This window comes from Gilliamella sp. B3801 (genome assembly GCF_026536645.1).
GTDB classification, from domain to species: Bacteria; Pseudomonadota; Gammaproteobacteria; order Enterobacterales; family Orbaceae; genus Gilliamella; species Gilliamella apicola_I.
Genome location: NZ_JAFNNR010000014.1, coordinates 50289 through 72472 on the forward strand (window position 1 = coordinate 50289; position 22184 = coordinate 72472).

Here is a 22184-nt window from a genome sequence, read left to right on the forward strand (position 1 = left end):
ACAAGCATAAAAATCAATTAGATTAAATCTTGGTCTTCCTGCTCTTTGCTTTGCTGTTTTGTTAACTTATCCAAAAGCTTTTTATGAATACCATTAAATCCTCCATTGCTCATAATTAATATTGCATCGGTTGGTTTTGCTGATTTAACAATCATTTCAACTAACAAATCAATATCACCAGACCAATAAGCCGGTTGAATACAAGCATCAACAACATCAACGACTAACCATGGTAACTGTTCTGGTTGAAAAATGAAGATTTCATCGGCACGACCTAATGATGGCGCTAATTCATCTTTCGATATGCCTAATTTCATGGTATTTGAGCGAGGCTCTAACACTGCCAGAATACGACGATTAGCACCAATTTTACTACGTAGCGCTTCTAAGGTTGCCAAAATAGCCGTTGGATGATGTGCGAAATCGTCATATATTTCAATATTATTGACTTTACCATAAAGTTCTAAACGTCGTTTAGCATTAACAAATGAGCTGAGAGCTAAACAAGCATCAGCCGGTTGAATACCGACATTATGGGCAGCAGCAATTGACATGAGTGCATTATGCATATTGTGTTCACCAACCAAAGAATACTCTACTTCGCCGACTTTTTGACTATTGTAATAAACAGCAAAGTGACTTGCATCATGGTTAATTCTTTGAGCTAGCCAACCAGATTCTGACTCAGTAAAAGTTTGTTCACTCCAGCAACCTTTGGCTAAGACTTGTCGTAAATTCACATCATCTTGAGGCGAAATAATCAGCCCTTTGCTAGGGACTAAACGTACCAAATGATGAAATTGTTTTTGGATTGAATTAAGATCATCAAAGATATCAGCATGATCAAACTCAAGATTGTTCATAATAAGCGTTTTAGGGCAGTAATGCATAAACTTGGAGCGTTTATCAAAAAACGAACAATCATATTCATCAGCTTCAATAACAAAAAATTTACCTTCGCCTAATCGAGCGGAAACATCAAAATTACCCGGTACACCACCAATCACAAAACCTTGTTTATATCCCTGTTTTTCCAATATCCAATTGACCATGCCTGCTGTGGTTGTTTTACCATGCGTTCCTGCAACAGCGATAACCCAACGATCTTTTAATACATTGTCATGTAACCACTGTGGCGCAGAGATATAAGGAATATTACTATTTAGTATATGCTCGACACAAGGATTACCTCTGGATAAGGCATTACCAATAATGACTAAATCCGGGCTAGGAGTCAGTTGTGATGGATCATAACCTTCAATAATGTCAATATGCTCTTTTTGTAAAAGCGTGCTCATAGGTGGATAAACGTTTTTATCTGAGCCAGTAACTTTATGGCCAAGAGAACGGGCTATTAATGCAATTCCTGCCATAAATGTGCCACAGATCCCAAGAATATGAATATGCATTTTTAGTCCTCAATCTCTACAAATTATGTTAATAAACTAGTCTTTATCTGAATTATATCAAAGGTTAATGTAATGTAACTTTTAAATATTCTGCGAATTATAATCGATTTTGATCAACTATGCGATAGGCCACAAATGTCTAATCAATAATTTGGCGGCTTGATTACCACGAAACTCATCTACGTCTAAATGATAAACAACTTTAGCTTGTTTTATTGATAAATCAGGCCATTCTAGACGATCAACATTAAATGCAATACCATCAATGATTGGTCCGCCATTTTTAGGTTCTAAAACCAATTTAAGATGCTTGTCTGCCAATAACCGCTGTTGATGAATGATGAATTCACCATCAAAAATAGGTTCAGGGAATCCTTCTCCCCAAGGCCCGGAATCTTTTAATTGTTTGGCAATTGAATAATTGAAATCTTGTCCATCGACTTCCCCGTCTGTTTCAATAACCGTTTCTAATAATTTGTCATCTAATCGTTTAAGTAATAATGCTTCAACACATGCGGTAAAACGTGATAAATCATTTTCATGTATTGTTAAACCAACCGCCATCGCATGTCCCCCAAAACTTACCATAAGCTCAGGGTGTAAGTGCTGCAATTCATCAAGTAAATCGCGTAAATGAATTCCTTTAATTGACCGTCCAGATCCCTTTAAAAAACCATCTTGAGTAGAAGCAAACGAAATAACCGGACGATGATATTTTTCTTTCAAACGGGAAGATAAAATCCCAATGATACCTTGATGCCACTCGGGGTGATAAACCACTAGAAAGTGAGGAATCGAGGTTTTTTCATTCTCCATTTTTTCAATGAAAGACAGAGCTTCTTGATGCATCGTCTGTTCAATTAATTTGCGATCATTATTTAAATTATTAAGATCAGTTGCTAAGTTAAGGGCGGTGTCAGGGTGGTCACAGAGTAATAATTCGACACCAAGCGACATATTGTCCATTCTCCCAGCGGCATTTAATCTTGGTGCAATGTAAAAAGCAAGATCAGTCGCATTACATGAACAGCAATCTTTTTTGGCAACTTGCAATAATGCCTTAATACCTTCACAACAGTAACCAAAGCGGATTCGGCTAACGCCTTGATGAACTAAGATACGGTTGTTATGATCCAGTTTCACGACATCGGCAATAGTTCCCAGTGCAACTAAATCTAATAAATTAGCAATGTTAAATTCAGCAAGCTGATTATCATTAAACCAGTTTTCTTGCCGTAATTTTGCTCTTAACGCTAACATTAAATAAAATGTCACGCCCACTCCAGCTAAATTTTTGGAGGGAAAGGTACAATCAGGTAAATTAGGGTTAATAATGGCATCCGCCGAAGGTAACGGGTTAGGGCATAAATGATGATCGGTAATAATGACTGGCAAATTAGCTTGTTTAGCAAATTCGACCGCTTCAATAGCTGAAATGCCATTATCGACAGTAATAATCAGGTCAGCTTTCGATGATATCGCTTTTTTAACCACTTCAACACTTAAACCATAACCATCTTCAAATCGGTCAGGAATAATATAGTCGACAAACTGACATCCCATCTGTTTTAATGCTCGGACAGCCAATGCGGTACTGGTCGCCCCATCGGTATCAAAATCGCCGACAATCATGATTCTTTGATTGTTTTTCATGGCTGAATAGATAATTTCAACGGCTTTATCTATACCATTTAACTGATCATAATTACTTAGATTTCGAGCAGCATAATCAATCTCTTTGCTTGATGTCACGCCACGTAGAGCATAGATTCGTTGCAATAATGTTGGAATGTCATTCGAAAATTCAGGATGTAACTCGGGTAATTTACGACGTACTAATTTAGTTTTATTCATATTTTCAATGTTAGCGCATTTGCGCTAACATACTTATTAATTATAAATTTGAATTTTAGCTAGTATTTAATTAAAAATTATTTAGCTGTGTTTTTTAAGATTTCAATTAATTTATCGGCTGGTACGTAACCTGGAATAAGTTGCCCATCGGATAAAACGATTGACGGGGTACCGCTTATACCTAGTTGTCGACCAACGTTAAATTGCTGAGTAACATAAGGAACGTCGCTGGTAGCTGGTGTAATAGGATCGCCTTTGTAAGCTTTATCAAAAGCAGCTTTGCGATCAGCAACGCTCCAGATAGATTGCATGTTTTTACCAACTTCACTATCAGCACCTGCACGAGGGTAGGCGAAATAATGGACTGAAATGCCATTATTTAAATATTGATCTATATTCTCGTGCAACAATTTACAATAATGACAAGTATAGTCAGTGAATACTGAAATCACATATTTTTCATCTTTGGCTTTGTAAATGATAGCATCTTTTTCGATAGTTTTCATTAATGCCAAATTAGTGCTATTAGCGATGTTTTTCGGCTCGTCACCTTCAACATTATAGATAGGGCCTTGAGTTAAATATTTACCATCGTCCGTGACATAAAAGGTTCCATCGGGTGTGACTACACTTTTCAAACCTTTTACGGGCGTGTTGGTAATTTTTAAATCTTTATTCTCATAACCTAGCTTACTCATGGTATCGGTAATGTCACTATTACCTGCCAAAACTGAGGTTGAAATTAACGCCAAACCTAAAACTAATTTTTTCATTTACTTATCCTTATTTTTTAAACCCTATGCTCGAGGATGATGTTTGCTGTGTAATTGCTTTAACCTTTCTGTTGCTACATGGGTATAGATTTGCGTAGTTGAAAGGCTGCTATGCCCCAATAACATTTGAACAACCCGCAAGTCTGCCCCATGATTAAGTAAGTGGGTAGCAAATGCATGCCGAAGCACATGAGGAGAAAGTGCTTCAATATTTATATCAGCTAGTATGGCATAATATTTTATTCGATGCCAGAATGTCTGTCGCGTCATTTTTTTTCCAAGTCTACTTGGGAAAAGCACATCGACAGGCCCCGATTTAAGCAAATCATCGCGTCCATATTTAAAATAGTATTCTAACCAATAAATGGCTTCTTCACCCAGTGGGACTAAACGTTCTTTATTCCCCTTACCTATTACCCGAATCACACCTTGTCGTAAACTAATATCACTTATTTCTAAACTCACTAATTCTGTTACCCGTAAACCGGTTGCATAAAGCACTTCTAACATGGCTTTGTCTCGAAGCTCTAATGAGTCTTGAGTATTAGGGGATTCAAGCAAAGCCTCAACTTGTGATTCAGTTAAATCTTTGGGCAATTTTTTTGGTAATTTAGGCGAAGACAGGACAGCTGAAGGATCATCGGTGCGATAATTCTCTTGATATAAGAATTGAAAAAAACGTTTTGTTGCACTCATCAGTCGAGCGGTGCTACTTGCTTGATAACCATCGGCAACCCGTTGCATTAAAAAATCTTGCAAATGAGTGGTCTGAGCAGTAATAAAATTCACATTTTTCAACTGTAGCGATTGATTGAGTGCCAATAGATCAAGTTTATAAGATTCTATAGTATTTTCCGCTAAATTTCGTTCTAACCATATGGCGTTGAGGAATTCTTCAACGAGTTTGTCATTGTGAGGACGAATGTGGTCTTTTGACACCAAGATTATCTCTACATTTTAAATATAGAAAATATTATATACTAAATTAGCAATTAATTGCAGTGTAACTCATGTTAAATCATGAATATCATATTGTATGATAAAAGACATTATTTTAACTTTTTACTGATATAATGTTATTGATGTTAGTGAAAAAAATATGTGGCTTGCATTGTTTGATATATACTTATCATTTCTAAAATTTCCTCAATGTAATTATATGTTAAAGCGAAATATTTACCTTTTTATCGCGGTTTATGCGTTATTCGTAATTGGGATTGAAACTCATGTTTATTGGCATGCTCAGCTTCGTCCATGGCAACCTGGTACGCCGATAGGTCGAATAATATTTTATTATAGTTTTTTTACTGTTCTTTCCAATCTCATGCTAGCAATAAGTTGCCTGTTTTTAACCTTTAAACCTAACTGTAACCGTTATAGCTTTAATGTTATTCGATTAAATGGCTTAATCGGTGTGATTATTACCGCAATAATTTATAACTCAATTTTACGCGGTATTCATCAACCGCCAAATAGTTTATTGCGTTTTACAAATGAAAGTTTACATGTTGTTATTCCCTTATTAGGTATTTTAAGTTGGCTTATTTGGGGACCATTTAGACGTATCAACGCCAAAGTTGTTATTGGTTCGATATTGTCAATGATAGCGTATGCTATTTACATCTTCGTTCGAGGTTATTTTACACATCAATATCCGTATCCATTTATCAATATTGAAAAAATAGGTTATATAAAAGCATTATATAATGTCAGTAAAGTGCTATTATTATTTTTGGGATTGACTTTCTTATTATGGTGTATTGACCGTTTAAGGAGATAAAAATGAAACTATATATTTATGAACATTGCCCTTTCTGTGCACGAGCAAGAATGATTTTTGGTTTAAAAAATATACCGGTTGAAGAGCTCGTTTTACTTAGTGATGATTCGGAAACACCGCAAAGCATGATCGGCGAAAAAATGGTTCCGATTTTGCAAAAAGATGATGGGAGTTATATGCCAGAAAGTTTAGATATTGTGGATTACATCGACAGTAATTATGGAGGCAAACCAATTTTAGTTGGATCACAATCATCCGAAATATCATCATTAATTAAGCAATTACAACAATATGATTATAAATTAGAGTGCCCTCGCTACATTAAACTCGGTTTAGCAGAATTTGCAACTCAACATGCTATTAATGATTTTGTTGCCAATAAAACGAAAAAAATAGGTTCGTTTGATGAATGTCTTGAACAAACCGACCAATTAGTCATGTCCGTATCAAACATTCTAGATAAACTAGCACCAATGATTGTTTCCTCAGTTGCTTGTAATGGTAGTTTATCGTTAGATGATATCTTATTATTTCCTGTATTACGTAATTTAACTTGTGTAAAGAGTTTGACCTTTCCGCCTAAAATTAAAGCTTATCTGGAATCGATGTCAAAACAGAGTAAGGTTAATCTGTTTTTTGATAAAGCCGTATAATTACCAATATTTTGAAGCAAAAAAACTCATTAACCTAGGTTAATGAGTTAACAATTAGAAAATAGGAATATGATAAGTATTAACCCATGCTAACAATATGATAAATCGTAGTTAGCATGTTGAAACTGAGCGATTAATTACCTAATTTAAGATCAATGATTTCAATTTGGTCTTTACCGCCGTAAATGTCATACCATGGCGTAGCATATTGTTTTAAAATCTTATTGAGTTCTTCAACGTTTTCCCGTCCGGTGGTATCTAACCAGCGTTTTAGTCCTTCTTTCCCTTCTTTGGCATAAACGGCAACACCTTCAAACCAAGTGGCACGACCACCTAAAATACCACTATATTTAGCACCGTTTTCACCCGCAAAAATTAACTCTTGATGGAATGTTTTGGTTGGAACACCGGCACTTAAATATATAAAAGGACGCGTGGCGGCATCGCTGGCTTGTTTAAAATAATCCGCAGCTTGTTTTTGTGAATACACTACAATATTATTATCATTGAAGCCTTCAACATGTTTAAAAAGTACAGGAACTTCGACTTTTAAAACATCGATGTAATAGTGGTTTTTCGTGAACTCTTTAATGGTATTGATCACTTTTTGTGGTTTGATTTTGGCAAATTCAGGACTTTTATCATCTGTCACCGTGTTATCATACACGATAGGTTCAACAAAGAGGGGAATATCAGCCGCTCTTGCTTCATCGCCAATACGTTCTAAAAATGCATGCTTTTTATCTAAAATATCTTGTGGATCATCAGGGTTGTAATAGACTAAAACCTTGGCTGCATCTGCTCCTTTTTTTAATAACCGTTGTAAAGAATCTTCCGGTAATACGTCAGGTAAACGACCGGGTGTGTTAGCATCATAACCCGTTTTTTCATAAGAAATGATTAAACCCGCATTTTGATTTTTTTTCGCCATACCTTTAAAGCCATACTCTTCGTCTAACAAAATTGCACTAACATATTTTGTTAATTCTTGAGAAACAAGCTCTTTGAATTCATACACCATATCAACATGATAACGATCCTTACCAACGGCGGCTTCCATCATTTTAACCATTGAACCACGCTGATCGATTGCTAACGCAGCAATAATACCTTCTTGGTTTGATAATTGTTGCATACGGGTAAATTTACCACGAGAAATACGTTTTGTAGCCATTTTACAACTCTCCATTTAAAAAGATTTTTCATTGTAGATTTATTACTCGATGATTTATTAGTCATTTAGTGCTAGTTTTGATTAAAGCTAAAAATGATTAAATTTCAGTTCATTAGTTGCCTTTCTGGAAAGTGATACATTGTGATAGTTTGATATTATTTTCTAGAACAATCGTTAAAATTTTTCAATGTGGTTGATGCCTGTTGGCTAACTTAACATTAATACGCATTCATTTTTTGTATTCTATAGACTGTACTAAACAGTAGTTCTAAGACAAAACTACTCATGCTTCATCTATCGGCACGATATAAATTGAAATAAAAATGCAAATACTAAATAGTGAAATTAATTAGCTTTATAGGTTTTTATACAATATCAATAAATAAAATAGGATATAAAATTTTTTAAAACTTTGAAGATAAGCATATTTTTTAATAAAAATAAGACTAAAATAAATACAATTATGAGTTAAATTTTAATTATTCAGGAGAAAGAAATGAAAGCTGCTGTTATAAGAAATGCTTGCGATGGCCAAGTCGACATTAAAGATATTCCTATCCGTCCATTAGAAGCTGGTGAAGCTTTAGTTGAAGTTGAATATTGCGGTCTTTGCCATACGGATCTTCATGTTGCTTCGGGCGATTTTGGTAAAAAGCCGGGTAGAGTAATTGGTCACGAAGGTGTCGGCATAGTGACTAAAGTTGCGCCCGATGTAAAAAGTTTAAAAGTTGGCGATAGGGTGAGTATTGCATGGTTTCATGCAGGTTGTGGGACTTGTGAATATTGTATATCGGGTAATGAAACATTCTGTCGTAGTGCGTTGAATTCGGGTTATACCGTTGACGGAGGTATGGCCGAATTTTGTATTGTTAAGGCTGATTATGCCGTTAAAGTTCCGGAAGGATTAGATCCCGCTCAAGCAACCAGTGTAACATGTGCCGGTGTTACCACTTATAAAGGCATTAAAGTTGCGGATACCAAACCAGGGCAATGGCTTGCTGTATTTGGTATTGGTGGCTTAGGAACTTTGGCGGTTGAGTATGGTAAAAAAGTCTTTAATAACAAAGTGGTGGCAATTAGTAATAGTGATAGTCAATTAGAGTTGTGTAAAAAATTGGGGGCAGATTTAGTCGTTAATCCTAAAAAAGTAGTTGATGTAGGGGCATACATCAAACAACATACGGGCGGTGGTGCGCATGGTGCTGTGGTGACATCAGTAACTAAGACAGGTTTTAATCAGGCTGTTGAATCTGTTCGCCCTTTAGGACGTGTTGTGGCACTGGGTTTACCGTCTGAAACAATGGATTTAAGTATTCCTAAAACAGTATTAGATGGTATTCAAGTTTTAGGTTCGCTTGTGGGGACTCGAGAAGATCTTGCAGAAGCATTTCAATTTAGTGCAGAAGGAAAAGTTGTCCCGATCGTAGAAAAAAGACCATTAGAAGATATCAACGATATGATCGATGAAATGAAAGCAGGAAAAATTCAAGGGCGTATGGTCATTGATATGAAAATGAAAAGAAGTAACTAAAAAAAGTAACTAAAAGGTTTCGACTTATATGCTTAAGTCAGCTTAATGCTGACTTTTTTATATTTAAAGGATGAAAATCCCATTCTTTGTATGAATTTAATTCTTTTCAGATAGTTAACAGTATTCTTTCTTGAATTTTATTCATAAACTTCTATTATAAATAAATTTTCCTTAATATAGATTATTACTCAAAGAGGACGTTTATGTCAGATCATAATTTAGAAAATAAATTGCGGAAAGATCTTGGTCTAGTTTCTGCATTATCACTGGTTGTCGGAATGGTTTTAGGAGCAGGGGCTTTTATGAAACCACCCGCAGTGTTAGAAGTCGCTGGTGATTATAATTATGCATTACTAGCGTGGATAATAGGCGGTATTTTTTCTATTTGTGGTGGACTAACATTGTGTGAATTAGGGGTGATGTTTCCTAAAACTGGTGGCATGTTAGTTTATTTAGAAAAAATTTATGGTGCGAAAGTATCTCACCTTTATGGTTGGATGATCACTGTTCTTTTTGCGCCATCATTAGTAGGGGCACTTGTTGGCTATTTTAGCTCAGTTTTTTGCTTATTATTTAATATTGATGAAGCTTATCGAATGGCGGTTAGTGCAGGTGTGTTAGGTTTTATTGCCTTGATTAATGCAATAGGGGTTAAAGAGGCAGGCTATTTACAAACCTTTGCAACGATTTGTAAATTAATTCCGATCCTTTTATTAGCTATCTTTGGTCTTTGGAAAGGTAATGGACAAGTCGCCTTACTTGGTGCAAGTGGACAAGGCATTGAAACCTATGCACCTTTCGCTGTTGCCATTCTTGCGACACTGTTTGCTTATGACGGTTGGGCGCAAGTCGCCTCGGTAGCTGGTGAAATCCGAAATCCTTCAAAAGTTTTACCTAAAGCAATCATTCTGGGAATCCTATTCTTAATTATTGTCTATGCCTGTATAAACATTGCACTATTTAAAATATTTCCGGTACAGGAAATGGTATCACTAAAACATGATGCCTCAGCTATTGCTTCACAACGCATGTTTGGGGAATTCGGTGGAAACTTGGTTGCCGTTGGTATTATGGTCTCAATTCTGGGTGGCATTAATGGTTATATCATGACCTTATCACGAACTATTTTTAGTATGGCTGAGCGAGGTACGATTATTGGGGCACGTTTTTTAAGTACGATTGATGAGGATAGTCGTTCCCCAGTTAATGCTATTATTGTCTTAGTTATTTTTTCATTCTTGTATTCGATATTGCTGGATGCTGATCGGTTGTCAGAAATTTCAATGTTTGCGATTTGGGTATTTTATCTACTGACTTTTATTGGTGTGATTATTGCCAGAAAAAAATATGCTGAAGTGCCTAGACCTTACAAAGTTATTGGATACCCTATTATTCCTATTGTGGCTATAAGCGGGGCTGCTTATGTTATTTATGGTATGTTGATTTATCAAACTGTAAATGGGATTGCTTCAATCTTTTTAACCTTGATTGGCTTACCAGTATACTACTATTATCATAAAAAGAATCAAAACAAAGAGCTTTCGCTTGGTGAAATGAAAAAATATCATAACAAAACACAATACTCTATTGCATATGCTTCATTAATTATCATTGCCGGATTAATTGCATATGGTTATATCGTGAGTTCAGGACTTGCTTTTAAAGTTTTGATGTTATTTAATCAATTCATAAAATAAACTGGCTATTGCCAGTTTATTTTTATGACAAGTAGCTTAAATATAATTTGAAATTAAACTATAGATATTTTGATCATAAAACGCATCATTAAGATATTCGGCTTGTTTGAGTGTTCCTTCATAATCAAAACCACAACGCTTAGCGACTTGATTACTTTTCAAATTAGTGACAGCACATTTAATGACAAAGCGTTTAATGATTTTTTTTACAGCATAATGATGAGTGAGTGCTTGGATAGCTTGTGTAATGATACCCTTACCTTGTGCTTTGCTATCTAACCAATAACCGAGATAGGCAGTTTTATTATTTTTATCGATATAATTAAAGGAAAGTAACCCGACTGATAGGTTATTATGTAAAATTACATAGGTTTTAGTTTGATCACGCTGATGTTTGACAAAACAATCTGCTAAAAAATTAGCTGTATCTGACTCGCATTTGACAAATTTTGGCCATGTCATAAATTGACTAAAGAAGACACGATTTGAATCAATAATGTGGTATAACGCTTTGGCATAATCAGTTGTTGCAGGACTAAGATAGATATGTTCAGTGACATGAATTTCATCTTGTTGGTTATCATTCATTCTTTATTCTCTTAAAAACATAACAGTTTAATGACCTTTTTTATGAAATTGCCAGACTGTGTAGTCTGGCAATTTTGATGGATTTTAATGGATACAAAACAATAAATGTTTATTATTTGCTCTGACTCTCGCTTTTTGATTTAGCCACATAGTTATACACAACTAATAAAGCAAAAATAGCAACAATAATCATCATAATAACATCTTTATTTAACCATTTTGCCATATTACCAAGTAAAATGCCTACACCACAAAAATCGACATCAGAAAACGTGGTATTGGCAAAACCTAGTGATCCTAATACAGGCAATAATACCACAGGTAAAAATGTCACTAACAAACCATTAGCAAATGCGCCAAGCATTGCCCCACGGCGTCCGCCCATTGCATTACCAAATACCCCAGCAGTTGCACCACAGAAGAAATGTGGAACCACACCCGGTAAAATGAGTACCGCGTTAAGTTGACCTAAAACAAATAATCCAACTAATCCACCCAAAAAGCTAAATAAAAAGCCAATCAATACCGCATTGGGTGCATAAGGAAATACGACAGGGCAATCTAAAGCAGGTTTGGCGTTAGGGACTAATTTTTCTGAAAATCCTGTAAATGCGGGGACAATTTCGGCAAGAATTAGACGTACACCTTGCAATATGATAAAGACACCTGCTGCAAAAGTGATCGCCTCAATAATGGCATAAACTAAATAATTATCGCCATGACTAAGATTGTTTTCAACATAATCTGAACCGGCAAATACGGCTAAAATTAGATAGATAATCATCATGGTTAACGAGATTGAAATTGAGCTGTCACGTAAAAAGCTTAAGTTTTTTGGTAAGTTCATCTCTTCGGTAGAACGAGACCCTTTGCCAACTGCCTTTCCAAGCCAACCAGCTAAGACATAACCTAGCGTACCAAAGTGACCGAATGCGACGTCATCGTTACCGGTAATTTTTCGCATTTGTGGTTGAGCTAAAGCAGGGAAAAACGCCATAATTAACCCTAAAACCAGTGCGCCGGTGAAGACTAATTGCCAACCTTGAAACCCTGAAACAGTTAAAATAATACTAATCATACAAGCCATATAAAAAGTATGATGACCGGTTAAAAAGATGAATTTTAATCGCGTAAATCGAGCAACAACAATATTGGCAATCATACCAAACGCCATAATTAATGCCGTTGCTGTGCCATACTCATTTAATGCCATGGATACAATAGCTTCATTATTAGGAACGATTCCTTGAAGTTTAAACGCCTGTTCAAACATGATACCTAATGGTGTAATTGCGCTAATAAGTACTGTTGCACCACCACCTAATACCAAAAAGCCTAAAATAGTCTTAATGGTTCCTTTTACCGTATCGGCAAATGATTTACGTTGAGCTAATAATCCTACCATTGCGATTAAGCCAACAAGCACCGCAGGTACTTTTAGGATATCAACAATAAATTTTACTATTTCCTGAATCATAGTAACTCCTTAACGATTTGCTCAGTTCTTGGCAAAATGCTCAACGAGTTTTTGTTCTAAATCGTTGATATCAATAATATTGTTTAACACCACTAATTTATCGGCAGGAATCCCAGAACTGGTGGCTAAATCTTTTGTCATGACAAACAGATCAGCTTGATCGGGTGTTGCTGAAGCTAAATCAGCATGTGTAACTTCTGCATCAATATTTAATTTTTTTAGGACTTTTTTGATATTCATTTCAACCATAAAACTACTACCAAGACCTGAACCACAAACTGCCATAATTTTCATATTGTTTATCCTTTTACTCATTTCTATTTAATTTAATATTGATCAATCACAGCCAAGATTTCATCACGATGTTGTGCTTTAAAAATGGTCTGCATATCGTTTGATTCACCGAAGAGTGTTGCTAATTGCGTTAACATTTCAATGTGACTGGTGCTATCATTGGCCGCTAATAAAGTCACTAAATAAACAGGGTCATTATCTTCTGAATTGAATTTAACGCCTTGCTTGACCAATAACATTGACAATCCTAATTGATTTACACCCTGTTCAGGTCTGGCATGTGGCATAGCAATACCGGGTGCCAAAACGTAGTAAGGTCCTATTGATTCGTGTAACTGAAAAATAGCATCCACGTAATTTTGTGAAATAGCATTATTTTTTAATAATGGTGTTGCACAAAGTTGTATCGCTTCTTTCCAGTCTTTAACCGAATCAATAATATTGACTGTTTGGTTGGTTAACCATTTACCTAACATTTTTCCTCCATTAAAACCGATATAAAGTTAATATCTTTTAAAAAATTAACATACTGCACAATAATAGAAATTAAAAAATAGTAGAAATGTGATAGCGCTATCAAAGTTAAAATAAAATTTCTCTGTTTTGTGATACAGATAACATTTTTAATGAATGGATAACTCATATTTTTTAGAGTGTTAATATTATATCGATAATCATGATTAAAAAACAGCTTGAACAATCTGCACTTGATTGCTAGCCATGAAAAAATTTAGTTCATTATTCTTTGGGCAAACAGCCAGATAAATAAAAGGGTTAACGTTAATTGAGATAAAACATGCAGGATATAAAAAAGCGTAAGAGTACTGGGCAGATCACTTTGTTTGATGTCGCGAAACATGCTGGTGTCGGGGCTATGACGGTATCAAGAGCTTTACGGACACCTGAGCAAGTTTCGGATAAGCTCCGTCAAAAAATTCAATTGGCGATTACGACATTGGGTTATAAACCCAATGTCGCAGCAAGCTTACTGGCTTCAGCATCGGCGATTAAAGTTATCGCGGTAATTACTTCTAAAATATATGATCATACAGCAAAAATTTTACTTAATACTTTGCAAACTCACTTAGCAAAAGAAGGTTATACGACATTAATTATCGAATTGTGCCATTATTACAAATGCGAATCGCAATTAGTTAATACGTTAAGCAGTTATCAGCTTGAAGCAATTTTGTTATTTCATGTTGAAGATGAAGGGTTAATTCAACAAATCACCAATTACAAAACAATACCGATTATGAATATTGGCAAGCAATATGAAGACTTAATAGATTTAAATGTTGAAATAAATGATTGTTTAGCTATGTATACGCTTACCGAGTATGCGATTAAAAAGGGTTATCACCATATTGGTTTACTATGTGCTAATCAACAGAATCATTTTTTTCAACAGCGTTTGCACGGTTGGCATAAAGCAATGTTAACTTATCATTTACCCAATCATAGAGTAATTAATGCAGCTAAACCTGCTAACTTTAGTACGGGTTCCGATTTGCTCTCCGATATATTACTCAACTGGCCTGAACTTGACGCTTTAATATGTACGACTGATGAATTAGCGTGTGGTGTGCTTTATGAATGTCAACGTCGGCACATTCGTGTCCCTTATCAATTAGCAGTAAGTGGATTTGGTAATAATGAATTTAGTGAAGTAAGCTTTCCACCATTAACGACTGTCGCATTACCTTCCAAACAGATTGGAGAATATACGGCGACTTTAATATTACATAAATTAAATAACAAAACGGATTTGAGTGAACCTATATTATCCCAATTAGAGCCAGTGATTCAAGCTCGAGTGAGTTTATAGTTGATCGTATTATATGTTAGATAAAAGAGAGAAAATAATGAGATAAATTTTATTCTCAAAATACAGAAACAAAAAAAGCCTGCTTAGAAAAGTAGGCTTTTTTTTGAAATTGGTCGGCGAGAGAGGATTCGAACCTCCGACCCACTGGTCCCAAACCAGTTGCGCTACCAAGCTGCGCTACTCGCCGTTAGGATGCGCATAATACTGCGCTAACCTCGATGTGTCAAGAGTTTCCCCTAAAAATTATGATGATAATTTTTTATTTTGTAAAAGGGGCTGGTGTTTTGCCAATACGTTGATAAAATTCGGTAACAAATTCTTCATAACGTTTGTTAGCAACCGCTTCTCGAATCTCTGCCATTAAACGTTGATAATAGCGTAAATTGTGAATAGTGTTGAGTCGAGCACCTAAAATTTCACCACATTTATCTAAATGATGAAGATAAGATTTTGTGTAATTTTTACAGGTATAACAATCACACTCAGGATCAAGTGGTGTTGTGTCATCTTTATATTTGGCATTACGAATCTTAATAACGCCGTTGGTTACAAAAAGATGTCCATTACGAGCATTTCGGGTTGGCATGACACAGTCAAACATGTCGATACCACGACGTACGCCTTCAACTAAATCTTCAGGTTTGCCAACGCCCATTAGATAACGCGGTTTATCAGCCGGTAATTGAGGGCAAGTGCCTTCTAAGATACGATGCATATCCGCTTTGGGTTCACCAACGGCTAATCCACCCACAGCATATCCGTCAAAGCCTATTTCGGTTAATCCTTTAATGGATATGTCACGTAATTCTTGATGTATACCACCTTGAACTATACCGAATAATGCATTCTTATTACCAAGTTCATCAAAACGTTGACGGCTTCGTTTTGCCCAGCGTAATGACATTTCCATCGATTTTTTGACATAGTCCCACTCCGCAGGAAAAGGCGCACATTCATCAAAAATCATCACAATATCAGAACCAAGGTCGTATTGAATTTCCATTGAAATTTCAGGCGATAAAAAGATTGAATCGCCATTAATTGGATTACGAAAATAAACGCCTTCTTCTTTAATTTTACGAATATCACCTAAACTAAAAACTTGAAACCCACCAGAATCGGTTAAAATAGGGCCATGCCATTGCATAAAATCATGTAAATCACCATGTTTACGCATAATCTCTTGTCCGGGTCGTAACCATAGATGAAAGGTATTACCTAATAAGATTTGGGCTCCAGTTGCGGAGACTTCTTCAGGTGTCATCCCTTTTACAGTACCATAAGTACCAACAGGCATAAATGCAGGTGTTTCAACGGTGTATTCGACGCCACGGCGATCGAATTTCATACGTCCTCGACGAGCGAGTCCGTCTGTATTGTCTAATTCAAATTTCATGTCTTGTTAACCTCGTGCGACCAAATAAACAGTTTGGCGCAAATTATTGATATAATACGTCGTCGTATTATTAAATTTCGGCGCCTAGTTTATCGTGATCACTTGCAATAGACAACATTTGGAGAGATTTTAAAAATTTTGAGATACATTATTCTATCATTGTCATTTTTAATTTTATTCATGATAACAGGTTGTCAAAGCCAACTTAATAAACCGCAATTTATTTTTTCTTCTAAACAAATTGTCGCGTTATCTGAGCAGGATATCCTAAAATTTAACGAACAAGTTTGTCGTGATGAAGATAAGCAATCTATTGTGTTAGCTCATGATCATGTGATGAGTCAACGACTTCATCGTCTTATTCAATATCTGCCTAACACGATTAATCATCTTCAATTAAATTATAAAGTTTATCTCAATACAAAGCCTAATGCTTGGTCATCAGCAAATGGTTGTATACGCTTAAACAGCGGATTGATTAAACTGTTAACCGATGATGAGCTATTGGCGGTAATTGCTCATGAACAAGGACACATTGCGCTAAAACATGCGATACACTCATTCCAACATGCCCCTTATATTGAAATTTATGATAAAGCGAATAAAACAGTTGTAATGATAAGAAACGAGACCGCTCAGCAAAATGAAATTGATGCGGATAATTATGCGATCGAGATGTTACGTAAACAAAAATTAAACTCTGCCGCACTGATTAGCATGCTCATGAAAATGCCGGTACATAATGACGTCGATCTAACATCGCATCCTGCAATATCAACACGAATTAATCATATTTCACAAAAACTGAAGAATATTAAGTAATAATGTTTTCTTCGTTTGCCAATCAATGGGTAAATGGTTACTACTTCGATTGGCAAATTTTAAAAACTCACCAATTAAATTTGTTTGCCAGTAATAAACATCGCATCACCATAGCTAAAAAAACGATATTTTTCGTTAACGGCTTGTTGATAAGCATTCATTGTATTTTCATAACCAGCAAAGGCTGAAACTAACATAATTAAAGTCGATTCGGGTAAATGAAAATTTGTGATTAATGCATCGATCACATTAAATTGGTAGCCGGGATAAATAAAAATCTGAGTGTCGGCAAAAAAAGGCGCAATAGTGCCTGTTTTTTGGGCGGCACTTTCAAGTGCTCTAACCGATGTTGTGCCCACGGCAATGACTTTATTACCACGAGCTTTACAAGCTAACACTGCCTCAACAACTGTTTCGGGGACTTCTGCATACTCGGCATGCATTATATGCGATTCAATATTTTCAACTCTTACGGGCTGAAATGTACCTGCACCAACATGCAAAGTAACAAAAGCCATTTCAACGCCTTTATCTTTCAATTTTTTTAATAGAGGTTCATCAAAATGGAGCCCCGCAGTAGGTGCAGCAACTGCACCGGGCACTTTACTGTAAACAGTTTGATAAACTTCACGGTCTTGTTCATCATCAGGGCGATCAATATAAGGAGGTAAAGGAATATGACCAATTTTATTTAAAATAGTCAATACATCATCAGGAAATTGAAGTTCAAATAAAGTATCATGTCTTGCCACCATAATCACCTTAATTGAATCATCATCTCCTAATAAAAGTTCGGTACCTTCTTTAGGTGATTTTGATGCTTTTATATGTGCTAGTGCACGATTATTATTCAAAATTCGTTCAACTAAAATTTCAATTTTTCCTCCCGAAACTTTTTTACCAAATAAACGGGCAGGAATAACTTTAGTATTATTAAAAACAAGTAAATCACCGGGATTAATTTTATTGATAATATCGGTGAAAATTCCGTGTTCAATCTTTCCTGTATGACCATTTAAAGATAAAAGTCGACAGTCACTTCTTGTTTGAGAAGGGTGCTTTGCAATAAGTTCTTTGGGAAGTAAAAAATTAAAATCGGATAGTTTCATAATAGCTATGTCTGAAAAAAATAGGCATTAGTCTAAATCTCATAATACCAGTAAGCAAGTAATTATTTATTGCTTATTATTAAAGTTAGTTTAAAATTTTCGCTGCCTAGCTAAGGTTAGGAATAAAGTAATTATATTTAAAATAAGGAAAACAAAATGAAAAATCTCAAAAATACATTATCCATTGCGCTTCCTTTGGTTGCAGCAATATCATTAGTCGGTTGTAACAGTATAGATAATATGACTGATCTAGGTATGCGTGGCATTCAAGCAGCAACACTTAGTGACGATGAAATAAAAACACTCAGCGCTAATGCATGTGCTCAAATGGATTCAAAAGCAAAAATTGCGTCTGCCAACAGTGCTTATACTAAACGATTGAATAAAATTGCCAAAACACTTGGCTATAACATAAATGGAACACCTATCACATATAAAGTATATCTAACTAAAGATATCAATGCATGGGCAATGGCTAACGGTTGTGTCCGTGTTTATAGTGGTTTAATGGATAACATGAATGACAATGAAATTCAGGGTGTTTTAGGGCATGAATTAGGCCATGTTGCTTTAGGGCACACTAAAAAAGCAATGCAAGTTGCTTATGCTACCGAGATAGCGCGTGATGCTGTTGCTTCATCAGGAAACGCGGCGGTAACTGCGTTATCAAAATCTAAATTAGGAGCTTTAGCCACCGCTGTGGTTAACTCTCAATTTTCACAAAAACAAGAAAAAGACGCTGATAACTACTCTTTTGACTTCTTAGTAAAGAAAAACATTAATCCAGTAGGGCTTGCAACGAGTTTTGAAAAACTTGGTGGTGGTAATGCTGACTTATTAAGTAGTCATCCTTCTTCATCAGATCGTGCGGCTAATATCCGTAAAAAGATTGCCAGATTGAAAAAATAATATCGAGTCAATAATTGAGTCAAAAGCACCTAATTTGTTGGTGCTTTTTGTTTTTATGTAAATTGAAATTTCAAGACGAATTTAATAATATTAATCAATAGACATCCAGAAGATATACTTCATTTCTTTACCTATCATCTCGCATTTACAAACTACTTATTTTTACTATTTAGTCATGTCATTACAGGATTATTGTAAATAACTATCTATTTATCAGATTGTTAAAATAATTTAATGCTTCTTTTCATACTTCACTAAGCAAAATTAAAAATAGTTATACTTAAATTAATAGGTTTTGTTGATTTTAATTGTTTAAATTGATCGTTTTTTACGATCAATGTATAATTGTGAAAATATTTGAAAATTATCTGTAAAAAACGCTTGTTTTGTTAATTTTTCTGATCATTAAAAACGAATAGAGATGAAATGAATGTGCAACATTTAAAAATTTTTACTCATCCGAAAGTTTGGTTGTAATTGAATTCTTTATCTTAATTTATTAAATGGATTTGTATCAGTAATGCATTAATTGAAAACAAATTTTTTTGATTTTTTTAAAATTTTGCTGATTAATTTACAAAGTTAAATATCCAATAGTGTCTAATCAAGATCAATAAGCAAAATTATGTAATTAAATGTTGATATTGTTATTAATTAGCATCTGTTTTTTTAATTTTAAAAGTAATGAGTACATGTTTTTATACGTAATTAATCTTAATAAAAATAGTTATATGCGGTAATGATAGTTTTTTGCGATCATGTTGTTATGTATTGATCGTTTTTTGTGATCAATATATAATTGCGAAAATATTTGAAAAAAATATGTAAAAAAATTTTTGTTTTGTTAAATTGCCCGCTTCTCAAAAAATCGTTTTGAATCAAGGGATAAGAAGTTTATGTTCAAAATTTATCATTTTTGCTAGCCCAAAAATTGAGTAATAAGTTGAACTATTGTTTCATTAATTAGGTGTTTTTCTTTTAAAAAAACAATTGATTATAAATTATTGTTTTGATTGGTCAGCAGAATAACAATTTAGTCAATAAAACCTAATAAATAAATTTAATTATAAAAAAATAAAGCAATTGACCTTAAAAAGAAAGGAAATAAAGTAGATGAAAAAACATAACTGGACCCGGCATTTACCTTGTCTGGGGATAAGTGCTGCTTTTTTACTCGGCTCAAATGGTGTTTATGCCGGTACGGATAACGTACCCAAATTGAACATTATCCGGGATGAGTTTAATGCAGAAGAAAAGCTTAACTTAAGTATCTATAATCCCAAGCTTAAGCTGACCTCGCAAGGGCTGTTTACCTCACCAATGGGATTTTATGTCTATACTAACTACCCCTCAAAAATAGCGGAATATCAGATTACGGTTTACCGTCAATCAGACTTAGATAACCAATATCCCTTAAAGACGTTCCGTTTTAGTGATATCAGTCCGGATGAGGCCGTATTATGGAGCGGGGAAACGGATAATGGTGAGCCGTTATCGACAGACAGCGAGTATAAAGCGATTTTAAGCACGACCGGTTATGCAGGCCAAAAAGATACCGTCTATGCAGTGCCATTTAAAACCTTAGGTTACGGCAGTGCACAAATCGACAATCCATTCACCGCCTACCGCAAAACGACCCCCACGTCGAATTTATTATTTGGTCAATTAAAATCAGACAGCACCATACCGGGCTTTGGTGAAAGCCGAATAAACCATCAGGGCATCGTCACCAGTGCGCAAGACCGTAAAGTGGTCATTCAAATGGCGGGACTGGAAGATAAAAAAGCAGTGATGCTCAATGGTGAGCGCTTAGTGGTGGACGACAATGGTCGAGCCATGCGCGAGATAATTTTATCCCCGGGTGATTATCAGTTTGATTTAAGCTGGCAGGATGAGCAGGGTCAGACCTACACACAGCAGGAAAAGCTGGTGGTGGAGCAGGAAGATGACCTTTTCTATGTGGGCATAGTGGATGTGACGTATGCGCAAAACAATGTCAGTGGCGACGGACAATCCATACTGGAAGAGGCAGACAGTCATCACTACAGCGGTAAAGGGAGCTGGGATGGACGGGTTGCTTTTTACTTAAAAGCGAACAAAGGTGATTATCGCATTACCGCCCATTTAGACACAACGGAAACCCGGCTGAAAAATGCGTTCGGTCATTTAGGTGAAAAAGACCCGACCCGTTTTATCCGGGAAATCGACCCGCAAGCTTACTACCCTACTCACGGTGATGGTTCGACCACTGAGCGGGATGTGGATACGGAAGGGAAGTTTTATCTCAAAATAGAGAAAGGGAAAAGTTACGGGTTATGGGGTAACTATAACACGCAGATTACCGGCAATGAGTTTGCCAACTTTAACCGCAGTTTATACGGTGCACAATTGTCTCATGAAAGTGAAGGTGTGACCGGATATGGTGATACCCGCACGTACGGGACGGTGTTTTTATCGAACGGTGAAACACGGGGCAGTCATGTTGAGTTAGCCTCGACCGGTGGTAGTTTGTATTTTTTAAAACATCAGCGTATTACCGAAGGGAGTTTAAAGCTGTCGATGGAGGTACGTGACCGTAATACGGGTCGGGTACTGAGTACCGGGACGTTGACGGAAGGTGTGGACTATGAAGTCAATCAGTTTCAGGGTCGGGTACTTTTAACCAAGCCACTGCCGATGACGGCACAGGGCGAGACGGGGAGCTCGATAATTGAAGGCGGTAATCTGTTAGGGGGTAACCCGGTCTGGATTATTGCGGAGTATGAATATTACTCAGATGGTTTTGACTTTAACAGCGAAAAAGTATTTGGTGGTCGTGCTTATCACTGGTTAAACGACCATGTTCGAATTGGCGGGACGTATATCAATGAAGACCAGTCAAGCGGCGATA

At 35.8% G+C, this 22184-nt stretch carries 18 protein-coding genes, 1 tRNA gene and 1 pseudogene; 8 read left to right on the forward strand and 12 right to left on the reverse strand.

The window, feature by feature from the left end:
• Positions 1–17: 17 nt before the first annotated feature.
• From mpl to xerD, 4 genes are all read right to left on the reverse strand, one after another.
• Entirely contained in the window at positions 18–1409 is a 1392-nt protein-coding gene (gene mpl, locus J3U14_RS11105; RefSeq protein ID WP_267350090.1) for a UDP-N-acetylmuramate:L-alanyl-gamma-D-glutamyl-meso-diaminopimelate ligase, read from the reverse strand.
• 117 nt (positions 1410–1526) lie between these two features.
• Positions 1527–3263: a single-stranded-DNA-specific exonuclease RecJ gene (gene recJ, locus J3U14_RS11110; RefSeq protein WP_267350089.1), complete on the reverse strand. Its 1737-nt coding sequence runs from the start codon at positions 3261–3263 to the stop codon at positions 1527–1529.
• Between the two features lie 77 nt (positions 3264–3340).
• Positions 3341–4036, reverse strand: a complete 696-nt coding sequence (dsbC, locus tag J3U14_RS11115; protein WP_267350088.1) for a bifunctional protein-disulfide isomerase/oxidoreductase DsbC — start codon at positions 4034–4036, stop codon at positions 3341–3343.
• A gap of 24 nt (positions 4037–4060) precedes the next feature.
• Positions 4061–4960 carry a site-specific tyrosine recombinase XerD gene (xerD, locus tag J3U14_RS11120; protein ID WP_324101240.1) on the reverse strand — a complete coding sequence of 300 codons (900 nt, stop codon included), beginning with the start codon at positions 4958–4960 and terminating at the stop codon, positions 4061–4063.
• Positions 4961–5195: 235 nt separating this feature from the next.
• Here xerD and J3U14_RS11125 point away from each other — a divergent pair, with 235 nt between their 5' ends.
• Both J3U14_RS11125 and grxB read left to right on the forward strand, forming a co-directional pair.
• Positions 5196–5816 (forward strand): Pr6Pr family membrane protein, encoded by a 621-nt coding sequence (locus J3U14_RS11125; protein WP_267350086.1) that lies wholly within the window; start codon positions 5196–5198, stop codon positions 5814–5816.
• Positions 5817–5818: 2 nt separating this feature from the next.
• Complete coding sequence (gene grxB, locus J3U14_RS11130; RefSeq protein WP_267350085.1) at positions 5819–6469, forward strand: glutaredoxin 2; 651 nt, start codon at positions 5819–5821, stop codon at positions 6467–6469.
• Positions 6470–6602: 133 nt separating this feature from the next.
• On the opposite strand, the gene J3U14_RS11135 is transcribed toward grxB, so the two are convergent.
• Positions 6603–7643, reverse strand: coding sequence for a tagatose 1,6-diphosphate aldolase (locus J3U14_RS11135; RefSeq protein WP_267350084.1), 1041 nt, complete (start codon positions 7641–7643; stop codon positions 6603–6605).
• Positions 7644–8139: 496 nt separating this feature from the next.
• Between J3U14_RS11135 and adhP the strand changes: the two genes are divergently transcribed.
• Positions 8140–9174 (forward strand): alcohol dehydrogenase AdhP, encoded by a 1035-nt coding sequence (gene adhP, locus J3U14_RS11140; protein ID WP_267350083.1) that lies wholly within the window; start codon positions 8140–8142, stop codon positions 9172–9174.
• Positions 9175–9377: 203 nt separating this feature from the next.
• Positions 9378–10871, forward strand: coding sequence for an APC family permease (locus J3U14_RS11145; RefSeq protein ID WP_267350082.1), 1494 nt, complete (start codon positions 9378–9380; stop codon positions 10869–10871).
• A gap of 36 nt (positions 10872–10907) precedes the next feature.
• Here J3U14_RS11145 and rimL read toward each other — a convergent pair whose 3' ends face one another.
• From rimL to J3U14_RS11165, 4 genes are all read right to left on the reverse strand, one after another.
• Positions 10908–11459, reverse strand: a complete 552-nt coding sequence (rimL, locus tag J3U14_RS11150; protein ID WP_267350080.1) for a 50S ribosomal protein L7/L12-serine acetyltransferase — start codon at positions 11457–11459, stop codon at positions 10908–10910.
• Between the two features lie 112 nt (positions 11460–11571).
• On the reverse strand, positions 11572–12936 hold the full coding sequence (locus J3U14_RS11155) for a PTS ascorbate transporter subunit IIC (RefSeq protein ID WP_267350078.1): 1365 nt from the start codon (positions 12934–12936) through the stop codon (positions 11572–11574).
• 21 nt (positions 12937–12957) lie between these two features.
• A complete protein-coding gene (locus tag J3U14_RS11160) occupies positions 12958–13230 on the reverse strand; it encodes a PTS sugar transporter subunit IIB (protein ID WP_065558381.1) in 273 nt (90 codons plus the stop codon).
• Between the two features lie 32 nt (positions 13231–13262).
• Positions 13263–13706, reverse strand: a complete 444-nt coding sequence (locus J3U14_RS11165) for a PTS sugar transporter subunit IIA (protein ID WP_065558380.1) — start codon at positions 13704–13706, stop codon at positions 13263–13265.
• Positions 13707–14026: 320 nt separating this feature from the next.
• On the opposite strand from J3U14_RS11165, the gene J3U14_RS11170 reads away from it, so the two are divergent.
• On the forward strand, positions 14027–15058 hold the full coding sequence (locus J3U14_RS11170; RefSeq protein WP_267350074.1) for a LacI family DNA-binding transcriptional regulator: 1032 nt from the start codon (positions 14027–14029) through the stop codon (positions 15056–15058).
• Positions 15059–15168: 110 nt separating this feature from the next.
• On the opposite strand, the gene J3U14_RS11175 is transcribed toward J3U14_RS11170, so the two are convergent.
• Both J3U14_RS11175 and tgt read right to left on the reverse strand, forming a co-directional pair.
• Positions 15169–15245: transfer RNA gene (locus tag J3U14_RS11175), tRNA-Pro, on the reverse strand.
• A 72-nt stretch (positions 15246–15317) separates the two neighbouring features.
• On the reverse strand, positions 15318–16454 hold the full coding sequence (gene tgt, locus J3U14_RS11180) for a tRNA guanosine(34) transglycosylase Tgt (protein WP_267350072.1): 1137 nt from the start codon (positions 16452–16454) through the stop codon (positions 15318–15320).
• A 180-nt stretch (positions 16455–16634) separates the two neighbouring features.
• On the opposite strand from tgt, the gene J3U14_RS11185 reads away from it, so the two are divergent.
• Positions 16635–17276: a M48 family metalloprotease gene (locus tag J3U14_RS11185; RefSeq protein WP_267369684.1), complete on the forward strand. Its 642-nt coding sequence runs from the start codon at positions 16635–16637 to the stop codon at positions 17274–17276.
• A 74-nt stretch (positions 17277–17350) separates the two neighbouring features.
• Here J3U14_RS11185 and queA read toward each other — a convergent pair whose 3' ends face one another.
• Positions 17351–18385 carry a tRNA preQ1(34) S-adenosylmethionine ribosyltransferase-isomerase QueA gene (gene queA, locus J3U14_RS11190; protein WP_267350068.1) on the reverse strand — a complete coding sequence of 345 codons (1035 nt, stop codon included), beginning with the start codon at positions 18383–18385 and terminating at the stop codon, positions 17351–17353.
• A 156-nt stretch (positions 18386–18541) separates the two neighbouring features.
• On the opposite strand from queA, the gene J3U14_RS11195 reads away from it, so the two are divergent.
• Positions 18542–19294 (forward strand): M48 family metallopeptidase, encoded by a 753-nt coding sequence (locus J3U14_RS11195; protein ID WP_267350066.1) that lies wholly within the window; start codon positions 18542–18544, stop codon positions 19292–19294.
• Positions 19295–20407: 1113 nt separating this feature from the next.
• A pseudogene (locus J3U14_RS11200) lies at positions 20408–22184 on the forward strand (hypothetical protein); the annotation flags it as partial.